Annotated in this window: 23 protein-coding genes; 11 read left to right on the plus strand and 12 right to left on the minus strand. The window is 74.4% G+C overall.

From position 1 onward, the window contains the following. From GA0070213_RS14535 to GA0070213_RS14555, 5 genes are read right to left on the minus strand one after another with little or no spacing between them, the layout of a single operon-like run. Positions 1-1,359, minus strand: a complete 1,359-nt coding sequence (locus tag GA0070213_RS14535; protein WP_091062980.1) for a sensor histidine kinase — start codon at positions 1,357-1,359, stop codon at positions 1-3. Continuing rightward, complete coding sequence (locus GA0070213_RS14540; protein ID WP_091063239.1) at positions 1,352-2,371, minus strand: SpoIIE family protein phosphatase; 1,020 nt, start codon at positions 2,369-2,371, stop codon at positions 1,352-1,354. Before GA0070213_RS14540 ends, GA0070213_RS14535 begins: the two co-directional genes overlap by 8 nt. Next, positions 2,368-2,787 carry an ATP-binding protein gene (locus tag GA0070213_RS14545; protein WP_091062982.1) on the minus strand — a complete coding sequence of 140 codons (420 nt, stop codon included), beginning with the start codon at positions 2,785-2,787 and terminating at the stop codon, positions 2,368-2,370. Before GA0070213_RS14545 ends, GA0070213_RS14540 begins: the two co-directional genes overlap by 4 nt. Next, a complete protein-coding gene (locus GA0070213_RS14550; protein ID WP_091062984.1) occupies positions 2,784-3,194 on the minus strand; it encodes an STAS domain-containing protein in 411 nt (136 codons plus the stop codon). The genes GA0070213_RS14545 and GA0070213_RS14550 overlap by 4 nt, the downstream gene beginning before the upstream one ends. Then, positions 3,194-4,054, minus strand: coding sequence for an STAS domain-containing protein (locus GA0070213_RS14555; RefSeq protein WP_091062986.1), 861 nt, complete (start codon positions 4,052-4,054; stop codon positions 3,194-3,196). The genes GA0070213_RS14550 and GA0070213_RS14555 overlap by 1 nt, the downstream gene beginning before the upstream one ends. 159 nt (positions 4,055-4,213) lie before the next feature. On the opposite strand from GA0070213_RS14555, the gene GA0070213_RS14560 reads away from it, so the two are divergent. Then, the gene (locus tag GA0070213_RS14560; RefSeq protein WP_067310147.1) at positions 4,214-4,570 is read left to right on the plus strand and encodes an STAS domain-containing protein; all 357 of its coding nucleotides are present in this window, start codon (positions 4,214-4,216) and stop codon (positions 4,568-4,570) included. 10 nt (positions 4,571-4,580) lie between these two features. On the opposite strand, the gene GA0070213_RS14565 is transcribed toward GA0070213_RS14560, so the two are convergent. After that, entirely contained in the window at positions 4,581-5,891 is a 1,311-nt protein-coding gene (locus GA0070213_RS14565) for an MFS transporter (RefSeq protein WP_091062988.1), read from the minus strand. A gap of 49 nt (positions 5,892-5,940) precedes the next feature. On the opposite strand from GA0070213_RS14565, the gene GA0070213_RS14570 reads away from it, so the two are divergent. The 4 genes from GA0070213_RS14570 to GA0070213_RS14585 all read left to right on the plus strand — a co-directional run bounded on the left by GA0070213_RS14570 (position 5,941) and on the right by GA0070213_RS14585 (position 7,855). After that, positions 5,941-6,624 (plus strand): FadR/GntR family transcriptional regulator, encoded by a 684-nt coding sequence (locus GA0070213_RS14570; RefSeq protein WP_091062990.1) that lies wholly within the window; start codon positions 5,941-5,943, stop codon positions 6,622-6,624. 39 nt (positions 6,625-6,663) lie between these two features. Next, on the plus strand, positions 6,664-7,134 hold the full coding sequence (gene mscL, locus GA0070213_RS14575) for a large conductance mechanosensitive channel protein MscL (RefSeq protein WP_091062992.1): 471 nt from the start codon (positions 6,664-6,666) through the stop codon (positions 7,132-7,134). Positions 7,135-7,211: 77 nt separating this feature from the next. Then, positions 7,212-7,460: a hypothetical protein gene (locus GA0070213_RS14580; protein ID WP_091062994.1), complete on the plus strand. Its 249-nt coding sequence runs from the start codon at positions 7,212-7,214 to the stop codon at positions 7,458-7,460. Between the two features lie 29 nt (positions 7,461-7,489). Further along, on the plus strand, positions 7,490-7,855 hold the full coding sequence (locus GA0070213_RS14585) for a hypothetical protein (protein ID WP_091062996.1): 366 nt from the start codon (positions 7,490-7,492) through the stop codon (positions 7,853-7,855). Positions 7,856-8,033: 178 nt separating this feature from the next. Here the strand turns inward: GA0070213_RS14585 and GA0070213_RS14590 are convergent, their stop codons facing one another. Then, positions 8,034-9,272 carry a benzoate/H(+) symporter BenE family transporter gene (locus GA0070213_RS14590; RefSeq protein WP_091062998.1) on the minus strand — a complete coding sequence of 413 codons (1,239 nt, stop codon included), beginning with the start codon at positions 9,270-9,272 and terminating at the stop codon, positions 8,034-8,036. 55 nt (positions 9,273-9,327) lie between these two features. On the opposite strand from GA0070213_RS14590, the gene GA0070213_RS14595 reads away from it, so the two are divergent. From GA0070213_RS14595 to GA0070213_RS14615, 5 genes are all read left to right on the plus strand, one after another. Next, positions 9,328-9,855, plus strand: coding sequence for a helix-turn-helix domain-containing protein (locus GA0070213_RS14595; protein ID WP_091063000.1), 528 nt, complete (start codon positions 9,328-9,330; stop codon positions 9,853-9,855). Positions 9,856-9,948: 93 nt separating this feature from the next. Further along, positions 9,949-10,668 carry a PP2C family protein-serine/threonine phosphatase gene (locus tag GA0070213_RS14600; protein WP_091063003.1) on the plus strand — a complete coding sequence of 240 codons (720 nt, stop codon included), beginning with the start codon at positions 9,949-9,951 and terminating at the stop codon, positions 10,666-10,668. Between the two features lie 52 nt (positions 10,669-10,720). Next, positions 10,721-11,920: a GNAT family N-acetyltransferase gene (locus tag GA0070213_RS14605; RefSeq protein ID WP_091063004.1), complete on the plus strand. Its 1,200-nt coding sequence runs from the start codon at positions 10,721-10,723 to the stop codon at positions 11,918-11,920. A gap of 39 nt (positions 11,921-11,959) precedes the next feature. Continuing rightward, positions 11,960-12,709: a ZIP family metal transporter gene (locus tag GA0070213_RS14610; protein ID WP_091063006.1), complete on the plus strand. Its 750-nt coding sequence runs from the start codon at positions 11,960-11,962 to the stop codon at positions 12,707-12,709. An 89-nt stretch (positions 12,710-12,798) separates the two neighbouring features. Next, positions 12,799-13,983 (plus strand): hypothetical protein, encoded by a 1,185-nt coding sequence (locus GA0070213_RS14615; protein WP_091063243.1) that lies wholly within the window; start codon positions 12,799-12,801, stop codon positions 13,981-13,983. A 63-nt stretch (positions 13,984-14,046) separates the two neighbouring features. Here GA0070213_RS14615 and GA0070213_RS14620 read toward each other — a convergent pair whose 3' ends face one another. Further along, positions 14,047-15,129, minus strand: a complete 1,083-nt coding sequence (locus GA0070213_RS14620) for an NAD-dependent epimerase/dehydratase family protein (RefSeq protein ID WP_091063008.1) — start codon at positions 15,127-15,129, stop codon at positions 14,047-14,049. 189 nt (positions 15,130-15,318) lie between these two features. On the opposite strand from GA0070213_RS14620, the gene GA0070213_RS14625 reads away from it, so the two are divergent. Beyond that, positions 15,319-15,642, plus strand: a complete 324-nt coding sequence (locus GA0070213_RS14625) for a DUF6223 family protein (RefSeq protein WP_091063010.1) — start codon at positions 15,319-15,321, stop codon at positions 15,640-15,642. 22 nt (positions 15,643-15,664) lie between these two features. Here GA0070213_RS14625 and GA0070213_RS14630 read toward each other — a convergent pair whose 3' ends face one another. From GA0070213_RS14630 to GA0070213_RS14645, 4 genes are read right to left on the minus strand one after another with little or no spacing between them, the layout of a single operon-like run. Then, the gene (locus GA0070213_RS14630; protein WP_091063011.1) at positions 15,665-16,327 is read right to left on the minus strand and encodes a response regulator transcription factor; all 663 of its coding nucleotides are present in this window, start codon (positions 16,325-16,327) and stop codon (positions 15,665-15,667) included. Then, positions 16,324-17,496 carry a sensor histidine kinase gene (locus GA0070213_RS14635; RefSeq protein ID WP_091063014.1) on the minus strand — a complete coding sequence of 391 codons (1,173 nt, stop codon included), beginning with the start codon at positions 17,494-17,496 and terminating at the stop codon, positions 16,324-16,326. Before GA0070213_RS14635 ends, GA0070213_RS14630 begins: the two co-directional genes overlap by 4 nt. Before the next feature lie 48 nt (positions 17,497-17,544). Then, on the minus strand, positions 17,545-19,566 hold the full coding sequence (locus GA0070213_RS14640) for a hypothetical protein (protein WP_091063016.1): 2,022 nt from the start codon (positions 19,564-19,566) through the stop codon (positions 17,545-17,547). 18 nt (positions 19,567-19,584) lie between these two features. Continuing rightward, entirely contained in the window at positions 19,585-20,658 is a 1,074-nt protein-coding gene (locus tag GA0070213_RS14645) for a glycoside hydrolase family 130 protein (RefSeq protein ID WP_217628615.1), read from the minus strand. Position 20,659 lies beyond the last annotated feature (1 nt).

A 20,659-nucleotide genomic window follows, 5' to 3' on the forward strand; every position in this document is an offset into this window, starting at 1 on the left:
TCACACTCCGCCCACGGGCAGGATCACGGTGAACGTGCTGCCCCGGCCCGGTTCGCTGGTCAACTCCAGCGTGCCGCCGAGCAGGGTGACCAGCCGCCGCGCGTACGGCAGGCCGAGCCCGGTGCCGCCGACCCGGGTCGTGCCGGGCACCTGGTAGAACTCCTCGAAGATCCGCTCGTGCAGCTCGGGCGGGATGCCGACGCCGGTGTCGGTGACCGAGAGGAGCCACGCCTCGTCGCGGCGTTCGGCGCGCAACCGCACCTCGCCCCGCTCGGTGAACTTCAGGCCGTTGTGCAGCAGGTTGCGCAGCACCTGGGCGAGCAGCACCTCGTCGGAACGCACCGTGGCCGGGGCGGGCGGCTCCTCGACCACCAGTTCCACCTCGGGCCGGGTGGCGAGCGCCCGCAGCGTGCCGCGGAGCTGCCCGAAGACCGCCCGCAGGTCGACCTCGGACCAGTCCGGCTCGATCCGGCCCGACTCCGCCTTGGCCAGGTCGAGCAGCTCGTTGACCAGGGCCAGCAGGTCGCCGGCGGAAGACCGGATCAGCCCCACCTGGCGGGCCTGTTCGCCGGTGAGCGGATCGGAGGCGGAATCGGCCAGCAGCCGCCCCAGCCCGATGATCGCGGTGACCGGGGCACGCAGCTCGTGGCTGACGTTGGCCAGGAACCGGCTCTTCGACTCGCTGGCGGCCCGCAACTGGGCCGACTTCTCGTCCAGCTCGGCGTAGAGCGCCACCACGCCGCGGTTGGTCTCCTCCAACTCCTCGGTGAGCTGGTTGTAGAGCGCCATCACGCCCCGGTTGGTCTCCGCCAGCTCGGAGTTGAGCACGGCCAGTTCGTCCCGTTGGCTGCGTACCTCGTCGAGCGCGGCGATGAGCTGGGCGTTCTGCGCGGCCAACTCGTCCAGCGCGGAGCCCGGAGCGCGCTCGGCCAGCTCGTCGCGGAGCTTGCCGGCGCGTTCCGGCGTCAGCTCCTCGGCGTGGTCCGGTACTCGTCGGGACATCCTCACGACGGTATCGCCCTCGACCGTGATCACCTGCAACGAGTCCACCAGACGCGCGACCGCGCCGGACTGCGGCTCGTACCGGCCGCCGGGGAGCGGACGGACCGGGGACAGGTCCACGTGGAGGCGGGTCCGGCCGGAGGTGGCGTCCCGGTCGACGGCGAACGTGACGTCCGCGCCGTCCACCCCGCGCAACAGTTCCCGGGCCACCTCGCTGAGCGCGGTGGCGATCCGGACCTGGTCCTGGTGCTCCAGCCCGACGGCCGCCGCGACCTCCCGGCCGCGCTGGCGGACCAGGAAGATGTCCTGCTCGACCCGGAGCGCCAGGTGCAGGAGCGGCTCGGTGCGTTCACTCATGCCGTGCCACCCGGGCGACCAGGACGCAGGCGTCGTCACGGCGGATCCCGGCGTCGCGCAGCAGCGTCGCGGCGGCCAGCAGCGGCGGACGGACGGCCAGGCCGGGATAGTCGTCCAGGTCCCAGCGGTCCACCACGCCGTCGCTGTGCATCACCAGCGTCGCGCCGGGCGGGAACGGGTAGTCGTACCCCCGGATGGCCGGGCGTTGGTGCCCGGCGATGCCCGGCAGCGACACCAGGCCGCGCCGCCGCTCGCCGGTGGCCACGATCATGGCGGCGATGTTGCCCAGGCCGGCGAAGTGGAGCTGCCCGGTCGCCGGATCCGGCTCGGCCACCGCGAGCGCCGCGCCGCGGGTGTGCGAGATGGCGGCGTGCAGGTGCCGCACCACCACGTCCGGCGGGCCGGCCGGCGCCGAGCGGAACGCGGCGACCGCGGCACCGGTGGCGGCGGCGGCCAGCGGCCCGTGCCCGAGCCCGTCGCAGACCAGCACCTGCCGGCGCCCGTCGGCCATCCGCACCGCGTAGCCGTCGCCGCTGTCCTGCTCGCCGGTGATCGGCCGGGCCAGCCCACCCGCCCAGTCGGGCGCCGGCGGTGGCCCGTCCCACACCTGGACGGTCAGGACCGTGCCCCGACCGGGCGTCGAGAAGCCGTCGAACCGGCTCGCCTGCCTGGTGATCGCGCCGAGGCCGATGCCGAGCGTGCCGGAGGTGGAGTGCCCGTCGGCCGAGGAGAGCGTCAGGTCGGCCATGCCGGGGCCGGAGTCGATGGCCACCAGCTCCACCCCGGCCCGCCCGTCGCGGCGCGCCGGACGCAGCAGCAGGGCGCCCTCGCGGGCGTGCTTGACCAGGTTGCTGGTGATCTCGGCGGTGACGATGGCCAGGTCCGCGACGCGCGGCGCGCTCAGTTCGAGCTGCCGTCCGAGCCGCTCGGCCACCCGGCGTACGCCGCCGGCGGTAGCGCCGTTGTCGACCCGGAACCACACGCCGTGGTCGGGGACGACGTCGGCGATCACCGCGACCACTTGGTGATGGTGATCGCCGTACCCTCGCCGACGGCGGTCTTGATGTCGAAGTCGTCGACGAGCCGGCGGGCGCCGCTGAGCCCGAGACCCAGGCCGCCACCGGTGGTGTAGCCGTCGGTGAGGGCCAGGTCGAGGTCGGGGATGCCCGGCCCCTGGTCGGCGAAGACGATACGGACGCCGCGGCGACGGCCGTCGGCGACGGTGGTCACCTCGGCGCTGCCCCCACCGCCGTAGATCAGCGTGTTGCGGGCCAGTTCGCTGGCGGCGGTGACCAGCTTGGTCTGGTCGACCAGGGAGAGCCGGACCGCGACGGCGGTGGTCCGCACCAGTTGCCGGACCCGGACCACGTCCTCGTCGCTACGGATCGCCTGCGTCGCGGGCGTCCCCAGGTCGAGGCCGGTGGTCATGGCGTCGCCGTCGGGTCGGCGTCCTCGTCGTCGAACGCCACGTCCCCGTCGTCGGCGCGGGTCGCCGCGATCAGCTCCATGCCCCGTTCGACGTTCAGCGCGGTGCGGATGCCGTTGAGCGAGAGGCCCAGCTCGACCAGGGTGATGGCGACGGCCGGACGCATCCCGACCACCACCGTCTCGGCGTCCAGCACCTTGGAGATGGACGCGATGGTGGAGAGCATCCGGCCGACGAAGGAGTCGACGATGTCCAGTGCCGTGATGTCGATGATCACGCCGTGGCATCCGGTGGCGACGATCCGCTCGGCCAGGTCCTCCTGGAGCTGGATCGCCGTCTGGTCGGACATGTCGACCTGGATGGAGACCAGCAGGATGTCGCCGATCTTGAGGATCGGCACCCGCTCCATCACGCCTCCCGGCGGGCGCGGCGGGAGGTGGTCTCGACCCCGGTCTGGCGCAGCACGTGGCGCAGCGCGTCGGCGAGGCTCGCCTTGGTGGCGATGTCACCGAACTCGATGCCGAGGGCGACGATCGTCTGGGCGATCTGCGGTCGGATGCCGGAGATGATGCAGTCGGCGCCCATCAGCCGGGCGGCCACCACGGTCTTGAGGATGTGCTGGGCGACCTGGGTGTCCACCGCCGGCACACCGGTGATGTCGATGATCGCGTACGGCGAGCCGGTGTCGACGAGCGTCTGGAGCAGCCGCTCCATCACCACCTGGGCGCGGGCCGAGTCGAGCGTGCCGACCAGCGGGACGGCGACCACGCCCTCCCACAGCTTGACCACCGGCGTGGAGAGCTCCAGCAGCTGCTCCGCCTGGTCGGCGATCAGGCTCTCCCGGGCCCGGACGAACGTCTCGAAGGTGAAGAGCCCCATCTGGTCGACCAGCGCGGAGAAGGCGACGAAGTCGCGCAGCGTGGTCTCGCCCTGCTCCTCCTCCATCAGCTCCAGCAGGGCGTCCTTGATCGCGAACACGCTGATCGCGGTCTCGGTGGCGCTGAATCCCTGCCGGGCCCGGGTGGTGGAGAGCTCCGCGAGCACCGCCCGCAGCTCACCGCCGTGCTCGTCGGCCAGCTCGCCGAGGCCCTGCCGGCCGGCGTCGACCAGGGCGCGGTGCAGCTCCTGCACCTGGCGGGCCAGTTCGGCCCGGCTGAGCCGGCCGCGCAGCGAAGCGGCGACGATCTCGATCCAGCGGTTGGACAACCGGTCTGCGTGCCGACTCAGCAGGTCGGCGAGCCGACCACCCTGTTCCGCGCTCAATGCCACGTTGACCTCCCAGATCTGGACGGGCGGACTCTATCACCGGGGTCCGTCGCACTACTTGCCACGGGACAAAGAAATGATCGACAGCACCTGTGCCGGCTCCCGTTCTGCGCGGCGCGGTCATCGTGGGATACCGTTCCACCGAACACAGGAGGTCGACGAATGTCCCTGACGGTGCACACGGAACAGCGCGGCGACGTGGTCGTGGTGTCGGTCGCGGGTGAGCTGGACATGGCCACCGCACCGCAGCTCCAGGACCAGATCACGGACCTGCTGGACAAGGGGCGCAGCCGCCTCGTGTTCGACCTGGCCGAGGTGTCGTTCTGCGACTCGACCGGGCTGTCGGTGTTCGTCCGCGCCAAGAACAGCTGCGACGAGGCCGGCGGCGTGGTCCGGCTGGCCGCCCCGCAGCGCGGTGTGCTGCGCATCCTCGAGGTCAGTGGCCTGGTCGAGGTGCTGCACACCTACCCGACGGTGGACGAGGCCGTCGCGGGCGACCCCACCCCCGCCTCCTCCTGACGCTCCCCGCTCAGCGCTCGTCCTCGATGTAGCGGGGACGGGCGATCACCATGCCCGCGGTCGTCTGCACGGCGAGCGCCAGCAGCAGGAAGCCGATCGGGGCGGTCCAACCGCCGGTCGCGGAGTAGAGGATGCCGACCAGCAGCGGGCCGAGCGCGGCGATGACGTACCCGGTGCTCTGCGCGAAGGCGGAGAGCGCCACGGTGCCCTCGGCGGTGCGGGCGCGCAGCCCGATGGTGGTCAGGATGAGCGGGAACGCCCCCTGGCCGAGCGCGAGCAGCAGCACCCACAGCGGCGCCAGGCCGCGCGGCGCGAGCGCCAGACCGAGGTACGCGGCGGCGGAGAACGCGGTCAGCGACAGCACCAGCGGGCGCAGCGTGGCCAGCCGGCCGGCCAGCGTGGGCATCATCAGCGCCACCGGCACGCCCAGCGCGGTCACCCCGGCGAGCAGCAGGCCGGCCGACTCGGGCCGGTAGCCGGCGTCCCGGAACAGCTGGGCCAGCCAGCCCATGATCGCGTAACCGCTGAGCGACTGCGCCCCGAAGTAGACCGCCATGGCCCAGCCCAGCCGCGTGCGGCCCGGGCGCACCCGGGCCGGGGCGGCGACCACCGCCGCCGGGGTCGCGGCCCGGTCGGCGGCCCGGCGGGCGGCGCGCGCCCGCAGCGTGAGCGGCACCCACGGGATCACCGCCAGCGCGGCCAGCCCGGCCCAGACGCCGAGCCCGGCCCGCCAGGAGCCGAAGGCGTGGGCCACCGGCACGGCGGAGGCGGCGGCCACCGTCGTGCCCACCGTCAGGGCCATCGTGTACGCCCCGGTGACCAGCCCGGTGCGGTGCGGGAAGTGCTGCTTGACGAGCATCGGCAGCAGGATGTTCGCCACCGCGATGCCGGCCAGCGCGAGCGCGCTGGTGAGCACGAAGACGGCCACCGAGCCGGTGACCGCGCGCAGCACCTGCCCGGCGGTCAGCGCGATCATGGCGAGCACCAGCACCCGGGGCGCGGCCCAGCGGCGGACCAGCCACGGGGTGAGCGCGCCCAGGCCGGCGAACGCGACGGTGGGCAGCGTGGTGACCACGCCGGCCATGGCGCCGGAGAGGCCCAGCCCGACGCGGATCTCGTCGAGCAGCGCGCCCAGGCTGGTCACCGCCGCCCGCAGGTTCAGCGCGACCAGCAGCATCCCGGCCAGCACCAGCAGGCCGCCCCGCACCGGGGTGACCGCCGACGCCGGTCCGGCCGCCGGGTCGGGTGCGGCCGCGGGCGCCGGCCCGGGCGTGACGTCGGCGGTGGGCGCGGTCGCGGCGGGTGGGGGTGGCGGGGTCATGACCTCGAACCTACAATCATGGGATGAATTTCGGCAGCAGGTGTAACCGGTGACACCCGTCGTGGATTCCGTCGCCGTGCCGCCACGCGGCCACCGGGTCCGCCGGACGATCGAGCAGTTGCGGGCCCGCATCCTGGGCGGCGAGTGGCCGGTGGGCGGGCGCATCCCCACCGAGCCGCAGCTCGTCGCCGCGCTCGGGGTGGGGCGCAACACGGTCCGCGAGGCGGTCCGCGCCCTGGTGCACGCCGGCGTGCTGGAGTGCCGGCAGGGCTCCGGCACCTACGTGGTGTCGACCGACGAGCTGGCCCCGGTGGTGGCCCGCCGGCTCACCGACGACCGGATGGCCGAGGTGGTCGAGGTCCGGCGCGCCTTCGAGGTGGAGGCCGCCCGGCTCGCCGCGCTGCGGCGTACCCCGGAAGACCTGGCGGCGCTGGACGGCGCGCTCGCCGCCCGGGAGGCCGCGTGGCGGTCCGGCCGGGTGGACGAGTTCGTGGAGGCGGACGCCGCGCTGCACACGGTGGTGGTGGCCGCCGCGCACAACGCCATGCTCGCCGAGCTGTACGCGTCGGTCGGCGCCGCGCTACGCAGCACCGTCGCCCAGGCCATGGGCACCGCCCTGACCGAGGAGCGGTACGTCGACCACGGGCGACTCGTCGCGGCGATCCGGGCCGGCGACCCGGAGCGGGCAGCGATCGAAGCAGGTGCTTTTCTCGAGGGGCCGTCCGGGGCATAGGGTCTGCCGGACCGAGAATCGGACGGCACGGGAGTGCGAATGCTCAAGGGCTTCAAAGACTTCATCATGCGCGGCAACGTCGTCGACCTGGCGGTCGGCGTCGTCATCGGCGCCGCGTTCACCGGCGTGGTCACGCAGCTGACCAAGTCGTTCCTGGAACCGCTGGTGCGGGTGGTGATCGTGTTGATCACCGGGAACAAGGACGGGCTCAGCGGCTCGACGCCGAGCTTCCGCGGCATCGAGTTCGACTGGGTGGCGTTCGTCAACGCGGTGATCACGTTCGCACTCACCGCCGCGGCGCTCTACTTCCTGGTCGTCTACCCCATGAACAAGCTCGCCGAGCGGCGCAAGCGCGGCGAGGAGCCGCCGCCCTCGGCGCCCAGCGAGGAGGTCAAGCTGCTCACCGAGATCCGGGACGCGCTGCTCGCCGGCGGGCAGGGCACCCCCGCCCAGCGCGGCGCGCTGGACGACGTGCTGGGCCGCCGGCAGGAGCCGCCGACCCCGCGCTGACGCCATAGCTCATCGGCCCCCGCGGAGATTTCGCGGGGGCCGACGAGAATCGAACACATGTTCGATAGAGTCCGACCATGGAGCAGCGTAGGCACTGGTGGAACGGGAAGTGGGGGCGGCTCGCCCGGCGGGACGTCTTCCTCCGGGTGGACGGCGACCGCTGGCACGTGGAGCAGCGGGCCGGCGGCGCCGAGGGGGTCTCCCGCTTCTACGAGCACGCCAGCGTCGAGGAGGCCGAGGAGACGGTCCGGGCGCTGCTCGACGGGCCGGACACCTGGCGCGAGCTGTCGCCGCGCCCGCCGGGTGGCTGGGCCCCGTCCGTTTAGCGCCCGCGCCGCCCGGGAACCGCTTCGGCATGAGCCAGCAGCAGGACACCGTCTCCCGGGTCACCACCGGCATGCCTGTCGTCGACTCCACAGGCGTCGAGATCGGCACCGTGGACCTCGTCCGGCGCGGCGACCCGGCCGCGGTGACCGTGGAGGCTCCCGCCCCGGTGGACCCGGGCAGCAGCCTCGACGAGCTGATCGAGTCGGCCGCCGTCGACGAGCCGGACGTGCCCGCCGACCTGGCCGCGCGGCTGCTGCGCGAGGGCTACCTCAAGGTCTCCACCGAACTGGTCCACACCGGTGCGGTCTACGTGCTCGCCGATCGGATCGCCACCGTGGCCGACGGCGCGGTCCGCCTCACCGTCCCGGCGGCGGAGCTCCCTGCCGAGGAGTGACCGCACGTCATGGCCCCACGTCCGACCACGGGAGCCGACGAAAATGCGCCCGATCGGCCGCGGCCTTCCCCGGTGTCAACGCGCCCCACTCCCTGACCGTCGCGGCCAGGAACATGACGGCGTGGCGCCTGCAAACTTGATGGCGTAGATGCATCACGGCTGCGACCCGTTTAGGCCATCAAGTTTGCAGGCCGCTCGGGCCCATCTGTCGCACGGTCCGAGCCGGCCGGTCGTCGGGATCGGCCGGCGTCGGGACGGCCACCGGGATCGTCGGACGCCGGTGGAAGAGCAGGAGCATCAGGCAGCCGGCGACCAGGCCCCAGAACGCGCCGCCGATGCCGAGCAGGCTGACCCCGGAGGCGGTGACCACCAGCGTGACCACGGCGGCCTCCCGGGCGTACGGCTCGGCGACCGCCGCCGACACCGCGCCGGCCAGCGCGGCGAGCAGGGCCAGCCCGGCGACCGCCTCGACCAGCACCGGCGGGGAGAGCAGCACCAGCGCGGTCGCCACGCCGGCGCCGAGGCCGAGCAGGGCCAGGCCGATGCCGGCGGTGACCGAGGCGATCCAGCGCCGGTCCGGGTCGGGGTGGGCGTCGGGGCCGGCGGCGAGCGCGGCGGTGATCGCGGCCAGGTTCACCGCGTGGGCGCCGGCCGGTGCGCCGAGCGCGGTGGCGAGCCCGGTGACGCGCAGCGCGGAGCCGAGCGGGGCACGGTAGCCGAAGCCGGCGAGCACGGCGGTGCCGGGCACGTTCTGCGCGGCCATGGTGACCAGGAACAACGGCAGCGCGAGCCCGACGATCGCGGGCAGCGTCCAGGTCGGCGCGGTCAGCGCGATCACCGGGGCGGCGTCCAGCCGGGCCGGGCCGGTGGTGGTGAGCGCGATCGCCCCCACGGCCACGGCGAGCGCGCCGGGCACCGCCCAGCGGCGGGCGAACCGGTGCAGCAGCAGCCAGACCAGCACCACCGGCCCGGCGAGTCGGGGCACCTCGACCAGGGCGCGTACCGGCGCGGTGCAGAGCGGCAGCAGCACCCCGGCGAGCATGGCGGCGGCGATCGGGGCGGGGATGGCGGCGACCGCGCGGCCGAGCGCGGGGATCAGCCCGGCGGCGACGATCAGCGCGCCGGTGAGCAGGAAGGCACCCACCGCGGCGGGCCAGCCGCCGGGGACCGGCCCGGTGGCCACGAGCAGCGCCGCGCCGGGCGTGGACCAGGCGATGGCGAGCGGCAGCCGGTGCCGCAGGCCGAGCCAGACCGCGCAGGCGCCGCTGGCCACGCAGAGCGCGAGCAGGCCGGAGGCGGCCTGGGCCGGGTCGGCGCCGACCGCGCGCAGCCCGGCCAGGACGACGGTGAACGAGCTGGCGAAGCCGACCAGGGCGGTCACCACGCCGGCCAGCACGGGTTGGAGTCGACCGGCCACGCTTCCTCCTCGGGTGTTCCGTTTACGGAACGGCATGGTGTAGCACGATAGTCCCATGGACGTCGGCCCGCGGATCCGCGCCCTCCGGATGGCACGGGGGATCTCCCTGTCCGAGCTGGCGCGGCTGGCCGGGGTCGGGAAGGCCACGCTCTCCGGCCTGGAGAACGGTGCCCGCAACCCCACCCTGGAGACGCTGTACGCGATCACCGCGCAGCTCGGCGTGCCGCTGACCGCCGTGCTGTCGGCGCCCGAGGAGACGCCGACCGTACGCGGGGCCGCGGTCGGCGCCACGCTGCTCGAGGTGTTCCACGACCGGGACGCGACGTACGAGCTGTACCGGATGCGGGTAAGCCCGGGGCCGGCGCAGCTCTCCCCCGCCCACCAGGCCGGCGTGACCGAACACGTGACGGTGTTCTCCGGCACGCTCCGCGCCGGGCCGGTGGACGCCCCGCTCACCGCCGGCCCGGGTGGCTACCTGCGATGGACCTCCGACGTGCCGCACAGCTACGCGACGGTGGGCGACGAACAGGTCCGCGCCAGCCTGCTGCTGCGCTATCCGCGTCCGTCCGGTAAGGACAATTGACACATACCCAGGATGCAAGGGGATGACATTTCTTTCCGCCGACCCGGCAACGCGTAGAGACGCGAAGGCATTCTTCTTGGCAAGCTTGTCCCCATGACGCTCATCCTCCGCTCGGCGATCCTCAACGACGTCGGCCTCGTCCGGACCAACAACGAGGATTCCGCCCTCGCCGGTGACCGCCTGGTCGCGGTGGCCGACGGCATGGGCGGCCTGCCGGCCGGCGAGGTGGCCAGCGAGATCGTCATCCGGATTCTGGACGAGCTGACCCCGCCCACCGCCGCCGACGAGGCGGCCGACGCGCTGCGCGCCGTGGTCAGCACCGCGAACCAGCGCATCCGCGCGGCCATCACCGTGGACCCGGCCCGCGACGGCATGGGTACGACGCTGACCGCCGCCCTGCTGGCCGGCGACACGCTGGTCCTCGCCCAGGTCGGCGACTCCCGCTGCTACCTGTTGCGCGACCACGAGCTGACCCAGCTCACCCGCGACGACACGTTCGTGCAGGCGCTGGTCGACCAGGGCGCGCTCTCCCGCGACCAGGCCCGCCACCACCCGCAGCGCTCGCTGGTCACCCGCGCGGTGCAGGGCTCGGACGCGCCACCCGCGGTCGGCGCGCTCACCGTCTTCCCCGGCGACCGGCTGCTGCTGTGCAGCGACGGCCTGTCCGACTACGTGGAGGACGCCGCGATCGCCGCCGCGCTGGCCACCTACGGCGACCGCCAGCAGTGCGGCGAGCAGTTGGTGAAGCTGGCCCACCAGGCCGGCGCGCCGGACAACGTCACGGTGGTCATCTCCGACGTCACCGAGGCCTGAGCCGGGCCCGATTCGGGTTGCGACCCCCGCCCGGGCACGTTGGGATGAACGGATGCACATTCGCCGGCTGGCCACCGAGGACCGCCTGACCACCAGCTTCCCGCTACAGGCGTACGCGTTCGAGGCGTCGCCGATGACGGCGGCCCGGACCGACGAGTTCCGGGCCTACCTGCCGTACAACGCGGGGAACACCACGCTCGTGGTCGAGGAGGACGGCGTCACCACGGCGGCGGCCTCGGCGATCCCGATGCGGCAGAACCTGCGCGGCGCGGTGCTGCCGATGGCCGGCGTCGCCGGGGTGGCCACCCACCCGCTGGCCCGCCGGCGCGGGCACGTGCGGACGCTGATGCACCAGCTCCTCGACGGGATGCGCGACGAGGGTCACCAGCTCAGCGCGCTGTACCCGTTCCGCGCCTCGTTCTACGAGCGCTTCGGCTACGTCGGGCTGCCCCGGCGGCGTACCGCGGTCTTCGCCCCGGCGGACCTGGCGCCGCTGCTGCGGGCCGAGCTGCCCGACGAGCTGGTGTGGGAGCGGATCGGCGCGGGTTATCCCCGGTGGCGCGCCTACACCGACCGGTGCCTGCGCGAGCGGCACGGCTTCGCGGTCTTCCCCGACTTCCGCGCGGTCGGGTTGCGCGAGCGGGACGACCGTTGGCTGGTCAGCGTGGTGCGCGGCGGCGAGACGGTCGGCGCTGTCACCTACCGGATCGACGACCACGCCGGCACGCTGATCGCCGACGACCTGCTCTTCGACGACCCGTACGCGCGGGCGTCGCTGCTCCAGTTCTTCGCCCGGCACGTCGACCAGGTGACGAAGATCAGCGTCGAACTGCTCCCGGACGAACTGCCCGAGCTGTGGCTCACCGACGTCGAGGTGCACACCGAGGCTCGGGTGCACCGGCCCGACTCCTCCGCGCCGATGGCCCGGCTGCTCAGCCTGGAGGCGCTCGCCGACCAGCCGGTCGGAGTCGGCCGGGTGCTCGTCGAGCTGGTCGGCGACCGTTGGCTCGCCGGCCGGCACCTGCTCGACGGCACCACCGGCAAGCTGGCGGTGCTGCCGGCCGACAACGCCGCCGAGGGCAGCGTGCCGTGTGCGCGGCTCACCGCCGCCGGGCTCTCCGCCCTCGCGTACGGGGTGCTCGACCCGACCGAGGTGGCCGTGCGCGGGCTGGGTGAGGTGCCGGTGGAGGCGGCCACCGAGCTGCGTCGACTCTTCCCGCGTGAGCTGCCCTACCTGTTCGCCGACTTCTGATCCGGTTGACGACGCCGGGCCGGGGGTAGGGTCCTGCGCGTGCCGGAGTGGTTGGAAGCGGGATTCTGGGGCCTGCTCGCCGGGTCCGCCCTGTTGATCGGGGCGGCCGTCGGGTTCTTCGTACGGGTGCCGCGCCGGGCCACCGCGTCGGTGATGGCGTTCGGGGCCGGCGTGCTGCTCTCCGCCGTCTCGTTCGAGCTGATCGACGAGGCGCACGAGCAGGGCGGCCTGCTGCCGGTGGCGATCGGCGCGGCGGCCGGCGCGCTCGCGTACACCGGGGCGAACGTGCTGCTGGCCCGGCGCGGGGCACGGCACCGCAAGCGCTCCGGCGACGAGCAGCCCTCCGAGCAGGAGCAGCCCGGTTCGGGCAACGCGATAGCGGTCGGCGCGCTGCTCGACGGCGTACCGGAGTCGGTGGTGATCGGCACCAGCCTGCTGGCCGGCGGCCCGGTCAGCTTCGTCACGGTGATCGCGGTCTTCCTCAGCAACGTGCCGGAGGGGTTGTCCAGCGCGGCCGGCATGCGGCAGGCCGGGCGGACCCGGCGGTACGTCTTCGGCCTCTGGATCGCCATCGCGTTGATCTCCGGCGCCGCGTCGCTGGCCGGGTACACGCTGCTCGGCGGCGCCCCGCCCGAGGTGCTCGCCACCATCACCGCGCTCGCGGCCGGCGCGATCCTCGCCATGATCACCGACACCATGGTCCCGGAGGCGTTCGAGGACGCGCACCTGCTGGTCGGCCTGATCACCGTGCTCGGTTTCCTGGTCGCGTTCGCCCTCTCCCACACCTGACGCCCCGGCGGGTGGCTTAGCGGCGGGTTAAGGATCGCCGGTGGAGTCGTGCCGGAGCGGCCCGCCCTCCTAGCATCGGGCGGGTGCGCGTGAAGTCCGCTGTCTCCCTGCTCGTCCTCGCCCTGGCCACCGCCACGCTGCCCGGGTGCGGTGGCGGCGACGACCCGTCCGACCGGCCCGCCCCGGCCGCCGCCACCGGCACCCCGGCCGGCACACCGGCCGGCCCGGCGGCCGACGCGCCGGCGGCCTCGCCGAGTGCCCGCGCCGGCTTCGGCAGCGCCAAGCCCAGCCCCTCCCCCGCCACGCCCGCGCTGCGCGCCGGCAACCCGGCCGGGCGGGCCACCGTGCCGGCCGAGGCGCGCGCGGTGGACACGTCGCGCCCGACCCGTACCGTCGGGACCGGCACACCCGCGAGCTGCACCTCGGCGGCGGTGGTGAAGGCGGTCGCGGCCGGCGGCGTCATCACGTTCGACTGCGGCCCGGCGCCGGTGACCATCACCATGAAGGCCACCGCCAAGGTGGTGAACGCGCACGGCCCGCGCATCGTGCTGGACGGCGGCGGCAAGGTCACGCTGAGCGGCGGCGGCAGCCGTCGGATCCTCTACATGAACACCTGTGACCAGGCGCAGGGCTTCACCACCTCGCACTGCCAGAACCAGGACCACCCGCAGCTCACCGTGCAGAACCTGACGTTCACCGGCGGCAACTCCACCGGCGACCGGACCGAGGGCGGCGGGGGCGGCGCGATCTTCGTCCGGGGTGGGCGGGTCAAGGTGGTCAACTCGCGGTTCGTCGACAACCGCTGCGACCGCACCGGCCCCGACCTGGGCGGCGCGGCGCTGCGGGTGCTCAGCCAGTTCGAGAACAAGCCGGTGTACGTGGTGGGCAGCACCTTCACCGGCGGGGTGTGCGCCAACGGCGGGGCGCTGAGCAGCATCGGTGTCTCCTGGACGGTGCTGAACAGCGTCTTCCGCGACAACCGGGCGGTCGGCACCGGCGCGAACCCGGCCCGGGGCGGTACGCCGGGCGGCGGCAGCGGCGGCGCGATCTACTGCGACGGCAACGAGTTCACGGTGAAGCTCGCCGGCACGATCATCGAGGACAACAGCGCCAACGAGGGTGGCGGCGCCATCTTCTTCGTCAGCAACAACCGCACCGGCACGATGACGATCTCCAGCTCGACGCTGCGGAGGAACCCGAGCAGGGGTTTCGAGACGAAGGGCTTCCCCGGCATCTTCTTCCTCGGCGCCCGCCCCCCGTCGGTCACCCGGTAAGGCGGGGCCCCTTCTTAACGCCTCCGGTAGAGAAGGGGCACCTTCTCACCGCCGTGGCGCGGGTCAGTAGGGGTTGGGGTGGCCGGGGAGGGCGCCCTTCGTCAGGGCCGCGGGGCGGCCGGGGAGGGTCGGGTCCGTGGACAGGGGCGGGGCGTTGGTGCCGGCCCTCGTCGCCATGCCGGCGATGAGGTCCCGCAGGGCGGTCACCGTGTCCACGCGGGGCGCCCAGCCCAGTTCCGTCTCGGCCCGGTGGGTGGACATCAGCGGGACGTTCAACGCCAGGTCGACCCAGCCGGTGTCCACCGGTTGCAGGCGGGCCCGCCAGGTCACCGCCGCCGCGCCACGCAGCACCGGCACCGCCACCGGGACCGTCCAGCCGTGGAAGTGCCGCGCCACCAGCTCCGGCGTGAGCACCGGGTCGGTCGCCACGTTGAACGCGCCGCGCGCGTCGCCGAGGACGGCCCGGGCGTACGCGTCGGCCACGTCGTCGGCGTGCACCGCCTGCATGCGCAGCCGCCGGTGCGACGGCACCAGCGGGATCCGGCCGTAGCGCAGCAGCCGCACCGGCACCAGCGGGCCGAGGAAGTAGCGGCTGATCTCCGTACCGGCCTCGCGCTGGAAGATGAGCCCCGGTCGCAGTCGCACGATGCGCAGCTCCGGGTGCTCCCGCCGCACGTCGTCCAGCAGCGCCTCCACCTCCGCCTTGTCCCGGCTGTACGAGGACGTCTCCACCCCGGTCGCCGGCCAGTTCTCGCTGACCGGGCGGTCCTTCGGGCCGGGCGCGTAGGTGCCGACCGACGAGGCGTACACCAGGGCGGGAACGCCGGCCCGGACGGTGGCCTCGACGACCGCGCGGCTGCCGCCGACGTTGGTCCGGTGAAGCGTGCGCCGGTCGTGGCTGGGCTGGATCTGCCAGGCCAGGTGCACGACCGCCCGCGCCCCGGCGAAGATCCGCACCAGCTCGTCGGCCGCGCCGGGCGCGCCGATGTCGCAGGAGTGCCACTGGACGTCGTCGTACGGTTCGCCGGCGTCCGGCCCGGGCAGCCGGCGGGCCACGCCGACCAGTTCGGCCGCCGACTCCTGCCGCAACCGGCGGAGTACGGCGGTGCCGACGTTGCCGGTGGCCCCCACGATCACGATGCGCATGTCCGGTGCGGTACCCGCTGAACCGGACAGCAACCGCCCCGGGTCGAGACACCACCCCGGGAGTACGGGATCCCGGCGCGTACATCCCGGGTGGTAGCCCGACCGGCAACTCCGGCACGACGCGCTCCCGGAAGGCCCGTCCATACGCTCCCGCTCGTACCCGCAGCTCACGACCTTCAGGGAGTTCCGATGTCAATCAACGATCTGCTCGCCGCCGGTGGGGTCGGCGGCTCCGGACGGGTCGGCGCCACCGCGTTCGCCCTGGTGAGTCTGGCCAGCGTGATCATCGGAGGGCTGGCGGTCCGCCGGGTGGGCGCCGGCCGGCGCCGCGCCCCGCTGGCCCTGGCGGTCGGGGTGGTCGGCCTGGTCCTCAGCGCGTCGCACCTGGCGCTGACCACCGAGGGCTTCGGCACCGGTCAGGGGCGGGCCGGGGCGATCGTGGGCGTGGTGCTGGGGCTCGTCGGCGTCGGGCTGGGCGCGCTGGCACTGGCCCGCTCCCGCCGCACCGCCTGACCGGCGCCGCCGGCCAACCTGGTCAGGAGGGCGCGAGCCAGCCCGGCACGGTGAGCCCCGACTCGTACGCCAGGATCACCAGCTGGGCGCGGTCCCGCATCCGGGTCTTGGTCATGATCCGGCTGACGTGCGTCTTCGCGGTGGCCGGGCTGAGCACCAGCCGGGCCGCGATCTCGTCGTTGGACAGGCCGGCGGCGACGAGCGCGAGCACCTCCCGCTCCCGGTCGGTGAGCGCGTTCAGCCGGGGCCCCGGCTCGGGGTGCCGGACCCGGGCGGCGAACTCGGCGATCAGCCGGCGGGTGATGGCCGGGGCGATGAGCGCGTCACCCCGCGCCACCACCCGTACCCCGTGGATCAGCTCCGCCGGCTCGGTGTCCTTGACCAGGAAGCCGCTCGCGCCGGCCCGCAACGCGCCGTAGACGTAGTCGTCCAGGTCGAACGTGGTCAGGATGATCACCCGGGCGTCGGCGTGGGCGGCGATCTCGCGGGTCGCGGCCAGACCGTCCATCCGCGGCATCCGGACGTCCATGAGGACGACGTCCGGCCGTAGCCGCCGGGCCAGCCGTACCGCCTCGGCACCGTCGGCGGCCTCACCGACCACCTCGATGCCGTCCTCACCGTCGAGAATGGAGCGGAAGCCGGCGCGTACCAGTGTCTGGTCGTCGGCGACCAGCACCCGGATCATCCGGCCACCCCCGGCTCCGGACGCGGCGCCGGCACCGCCGCGCCGGCCGGCAGCGGGTCGGACCGCACCGGCAGGTGGGCGCGGACCAGGAATCCGCCGTCCGGCCCGGGCCCGGCGCTCAGCGAACCGCCCAGCGCCCGGGCCCGTTCCCCCATGCCGAGGATCCCGTTCCCGGGCGGGCACGAGGTGCCGGCGCCGTCGTCCGCCACCTCCACCAGCAGGCCGTCGCGGTCCGGCCGGACCCGGACCACCGCGCTGGTCGCGGCCGCGTGCCGGGAGACGTTCGTGAGCGCCTCCTGGACGATCCGGTACGCCGCCAGGTCCACCTCCGCCGGCAGCGGCCCGGTCGCGGCCACCTCGGTGCGGATCCGTACGCCGCCCCGCCCCGCCGTCTCGACCAGCTCGCCCAGGCGGTCCAGCCCGGGTGCGGGCGCGGTCGGCGCGTCGCCGTCGCGGCGCAGGATGCCGAGCGTCTCCCGCAGTTCCCGCAGTGTCTCCCGGCTCGTCTGCTTGATCGCGGCGAGCGCCGCCGCGGACCGTTCCGGATCGGGGCGGTGCAGCGCGGCGCTCGCCTGCACGTTGATCGACGACAGGTGGTGACCGAGCAGGTCGTGCAGCTCGCGGGCGATGCGCAGCCGTTCTTCGGTGGCCCGACGCCGGGCCTCCTCGTCCCGGCCCTGCTCCGCGGCGAGCACCCGGGCCCGCACCTCGGCCAGATAGGCCCGCCGGTTCCGGGTCACCCCGACGATCACCGCGACCAGCCACCCGGCGTGCAGCAGCGTCGCGCCGTTCCCGCCGGCGCCCGTCCGGTCGTAGCCGTCCGCAACGGCGAACGAGACCACCGAGGCGACGCCGAGCCCCACCGCGACGGCGAGGTGCCCCTCGTCGACCACCGTGTAGAGCGCCACGACGAACACCAGCATGACCGGCCCGGGCCGGTGCAGCAGCACCCCGTAGGCACTGACCGCCGCCAGCGCCGCCACGCCCACCGCCACCGGGTACCGGCGGCGGGCGTAGAGCGCCGCAGTCGACAGGAGCACGACCAGCAGCGCCACCGACTCGGCGGCGGTGTCGACGCCGTCCGCCTGCACCAGCAGGCCGACGAGCGCCACCAGGCCGACCGCCGGCACCAGGGCCGTCGCCGCCACCCGGTCGCGCCAGCTCGACATGGCCGAAGCGTAGCGGCCCGGGCGACAAGGTCGCCCGGGCCGCGCCCGTCACCGCCGGACGATCGTGAAGCCGCCCGGCAGCACCACCGCCGGCACCGTGCCGCCCCGGACCTGCGCCCGGGTCCGCCGCACGCCCCGCGCGTCGTACGTCTCGACGCACGCCGTCCCCGAGCCGGGCACGGTGACCGTGACCGTCGTCGGCGTGCGGGCGGCACTGCGCAGCAGCGCCGTCGCCGACCCGGTGCCGGCGATCACGTACCGGGAGACCAGCGGTTCGAGCAGGACCGCGTCGACCACGGCGTCACCACCGGTCGAGACGGCCACCAGGTCGACGCCGCCGGCCGGCGCCTCCGCCGGGCCGCTCGGCGTCACCGGAAGCAGCGCGCCGGGCGCCGGAGAGGCACCCTGGTCGCCGACCCGCCCGTGCCGGACGCTGCCCACGGTCCGCTCCCGGCCGGCGGTCGAGGTGGACCACCTGGTGACGGCCCGGCTGCCCGGCCGCAACTCGACCACCGGGAGCACCAGCCGGGGCTGCTCCGCCGCCGGCAACCGCCAGCGGGCGCTCGCGCCGGCCGGCAGCAGCGCGTACCCGCCGCTGAACGCCGACTCGCCGGTCCACGCCGGGTCGGGGGTGACCACGCTCGCGCCGCCGGTCAGCGTGGCCTGCTCGGCCTCCACCATGGTGCTGCCGACCCGGGTCACGATCCGACCCTGCCGGGCCAGCGCGGCTACCTCCGGGTGGGCGTCCAGCGCCAGCATGCTGAGCAGGCCGTGGATGGTCGACTCCGCGCCGGCGTTGCGGTTGACCGTCCCGTCGCCGGCGATGCCGTCGACGGTGCGCCCGGTCGCCGGGTCGTACCCGGGCACGCCTGCCGCGTTGGCGCCGAAGTACCAGGCCGCCACCATCCCGGCGAGCTGCCGGAACCCGGCGCGCCCGGTGGCGTCGGCGACGGCGAGCAACGACTGCACCCTGGAGTCCACGCCGTAGGCGATCTGCGACCGGTCCGTCGCTGTCGGCTGCCGACCGTTGTCCGGGCCGCCGGAGGTCAGCAGCCACGGCGTGAAGACCGCCGAGTCGGTCACCGCCGGCGTCACCAGCCGCCGGTCGCCGAGCACGCGGGCAGCGACGGCCAGCGCGGCGGGCATCTGCGAGCCCCAGGCGTGCCACACCGACCGGGACAGCGCCCAGGGGCGCACCGCGCCGAACGGCCATTCCCGGACGCCGCCGTCGGAGAGCGCGGCGATGCCCTCGGCGAACCGGCTCAACGCCCGCCGCGCCCCGGCGCCACCACCGGCGCGCACGTACGCGGCCAGCCCGAGGACGGCCTCCGCGGTGGCGTCCGCGCCGTCCGCGATCAGCCAGGCGGGCGTACGCTCGCCGTCGACGACCTGCCACCTGCCGTACCGCACGAGCACCTGACGCTCCACCGCACCGACGGCGAGGTCGAGCCGCTCCCGCAGGAACGCCGCGAACCCGGGATCGGCGGTACGCCAGGCGGCGTACCCCTCGCCCAGCGCCCAGATTGTGCGGGCCAGCCAGTACGACGGACCGCTGTCGGACGGGTCGGGCAGTTCCACCGGCTCGGCGCTCGGGTTCAACGTGCCGTCCGGCTGCATCCAGAGCACCACGTTCCCGGCGTTCTCTCCGGTGGCGGTCTGCAGGTAGGTCAGTCCCCGTAACAGGGCGTACGAGGCGTCCCGGCTGCTGACGGCGCCGGTGGCCCGCCAGTGCCGCAGGTAGACCACGGCGGCGCGGGCGATGTCGTCGGCGTTGAAGGCGCCCTGCCCCCAGGTGTCCGTCTCCGGGTGGTAGGTCCCACCGCCGACCCGGCGGTAGGTGCCGTCCGGGTTCGGGTCGGCGTACGTCCACAGCACCCCGACCGAAGGATCGTCGGCGAGCCGGTACGTGGTGTGCCCGGCCTGCCCGGGCGGCGTGACGCGGTCACCGAGGAAGTCCAGATGGGACAGGTTGGTCAGCGAGGTGGCGGGGGCGGCCCCGGCGGAGGCCGGCGCCAGCAGGGGCGCGGTCAGCGCGAGGCTGCCGCCGAGCAGGAGTGATCGACGCTTCATGACGGTCTCCTCGGTGGCTCAGGGGGTGTGGTCGAGCCGGGCGACGCCGATCTTGGTGTCCGCCATCCCGTAGAACACGTAACGCACGCCGTCGACCTCCTCGATCGCGGTGGGGAAGACGACGTTGGGCACCGTGCCGGCCTTCTCGTCCTCGGTGTCCGGCGCGAGGATGGGCTCGGCGGTGCGGGCCAGCACCCGGGCCGGGTCGGCCGGGTCGAGCAGCATCGCCCCGGCGGAGTACTCGACGCGTTGGGTGGTCGGGTCCCAGCCGCTGGGGGCGTGACCGGTCACCCCGTGGTGGATGAGCAGCCAGCCCTCCGGCACCCGCAGCGGCGGCGGGCCGGCGCCGATCTTCAGCTCCTCGTAGGGGAACTCGGACAGGGCCACCACCCGGTGGTTCCGGGGGCGGGCCAGCGCGCTGAGGTCGGCGTGCACCTCGTCCACCGGCACGTACGAGATCCAGATGCCGGGCCGTTCGTCGGTGGTCCCGGCCGGCAGGTGCACGCCCTCGCCCGGGCGGAACCAGCCCAGGTCCCACATCGGTCGGTGCAGCATGGCGTAGCAGGGCCGGCCGTCCGGGCCGGGCACCGGTTCGGGGAAGAACACCGCGTCCTTGTTGGGGAACAGGTTGAGGTCGGTGTCCAGGTCGGGCTGGTAGGCGAACTGCACCGGCCCGAGCCGCCGCCAGGAGCGCAGGTCGGTGGAGGTGGCCAGCGCGAGGCGGGGGCCGAGCGGCCCGTACGCGACGTAGGTCATCAGGTGCCGGCCGAGCCCTGGCACCCAGGTGGTGCGCGGGTCCTCCACCCCGGCGTTGTGCAGGCCGCGTTCCCAGCCCTCGTCCGGGGCCAGCACGACGCCCTGCCGGCGCACGCCGACCGGTACGCCGTCGCGGAGTTCGACCTCGGCGAGCCCGACGCGGGACACGTTCCCGTCGGCGACCAGCCGGGGCAGCAGGTGCAGCCGGCCGTCCGGGGTGCGCCCGCTCGCCGGGTTGAGCACCCCGGCGGTCTCGAACGGTTCGGCCGGGTCGGGCGCCATCAGCACGCCCAGCCGGGTCAGCGTGTACGGGACAGTGGTCGAGAGAGAACGCATG

This window comes from Micromonospora humi (assembly GCF_900090105.1).
Taxonomy (GTDB): domain Bacteria; phylum Actinomycetota; class Actinomycetes; order Mycobacteriales; family Micromonosporaceae; genus Micromonospora; species Micromonospora humi.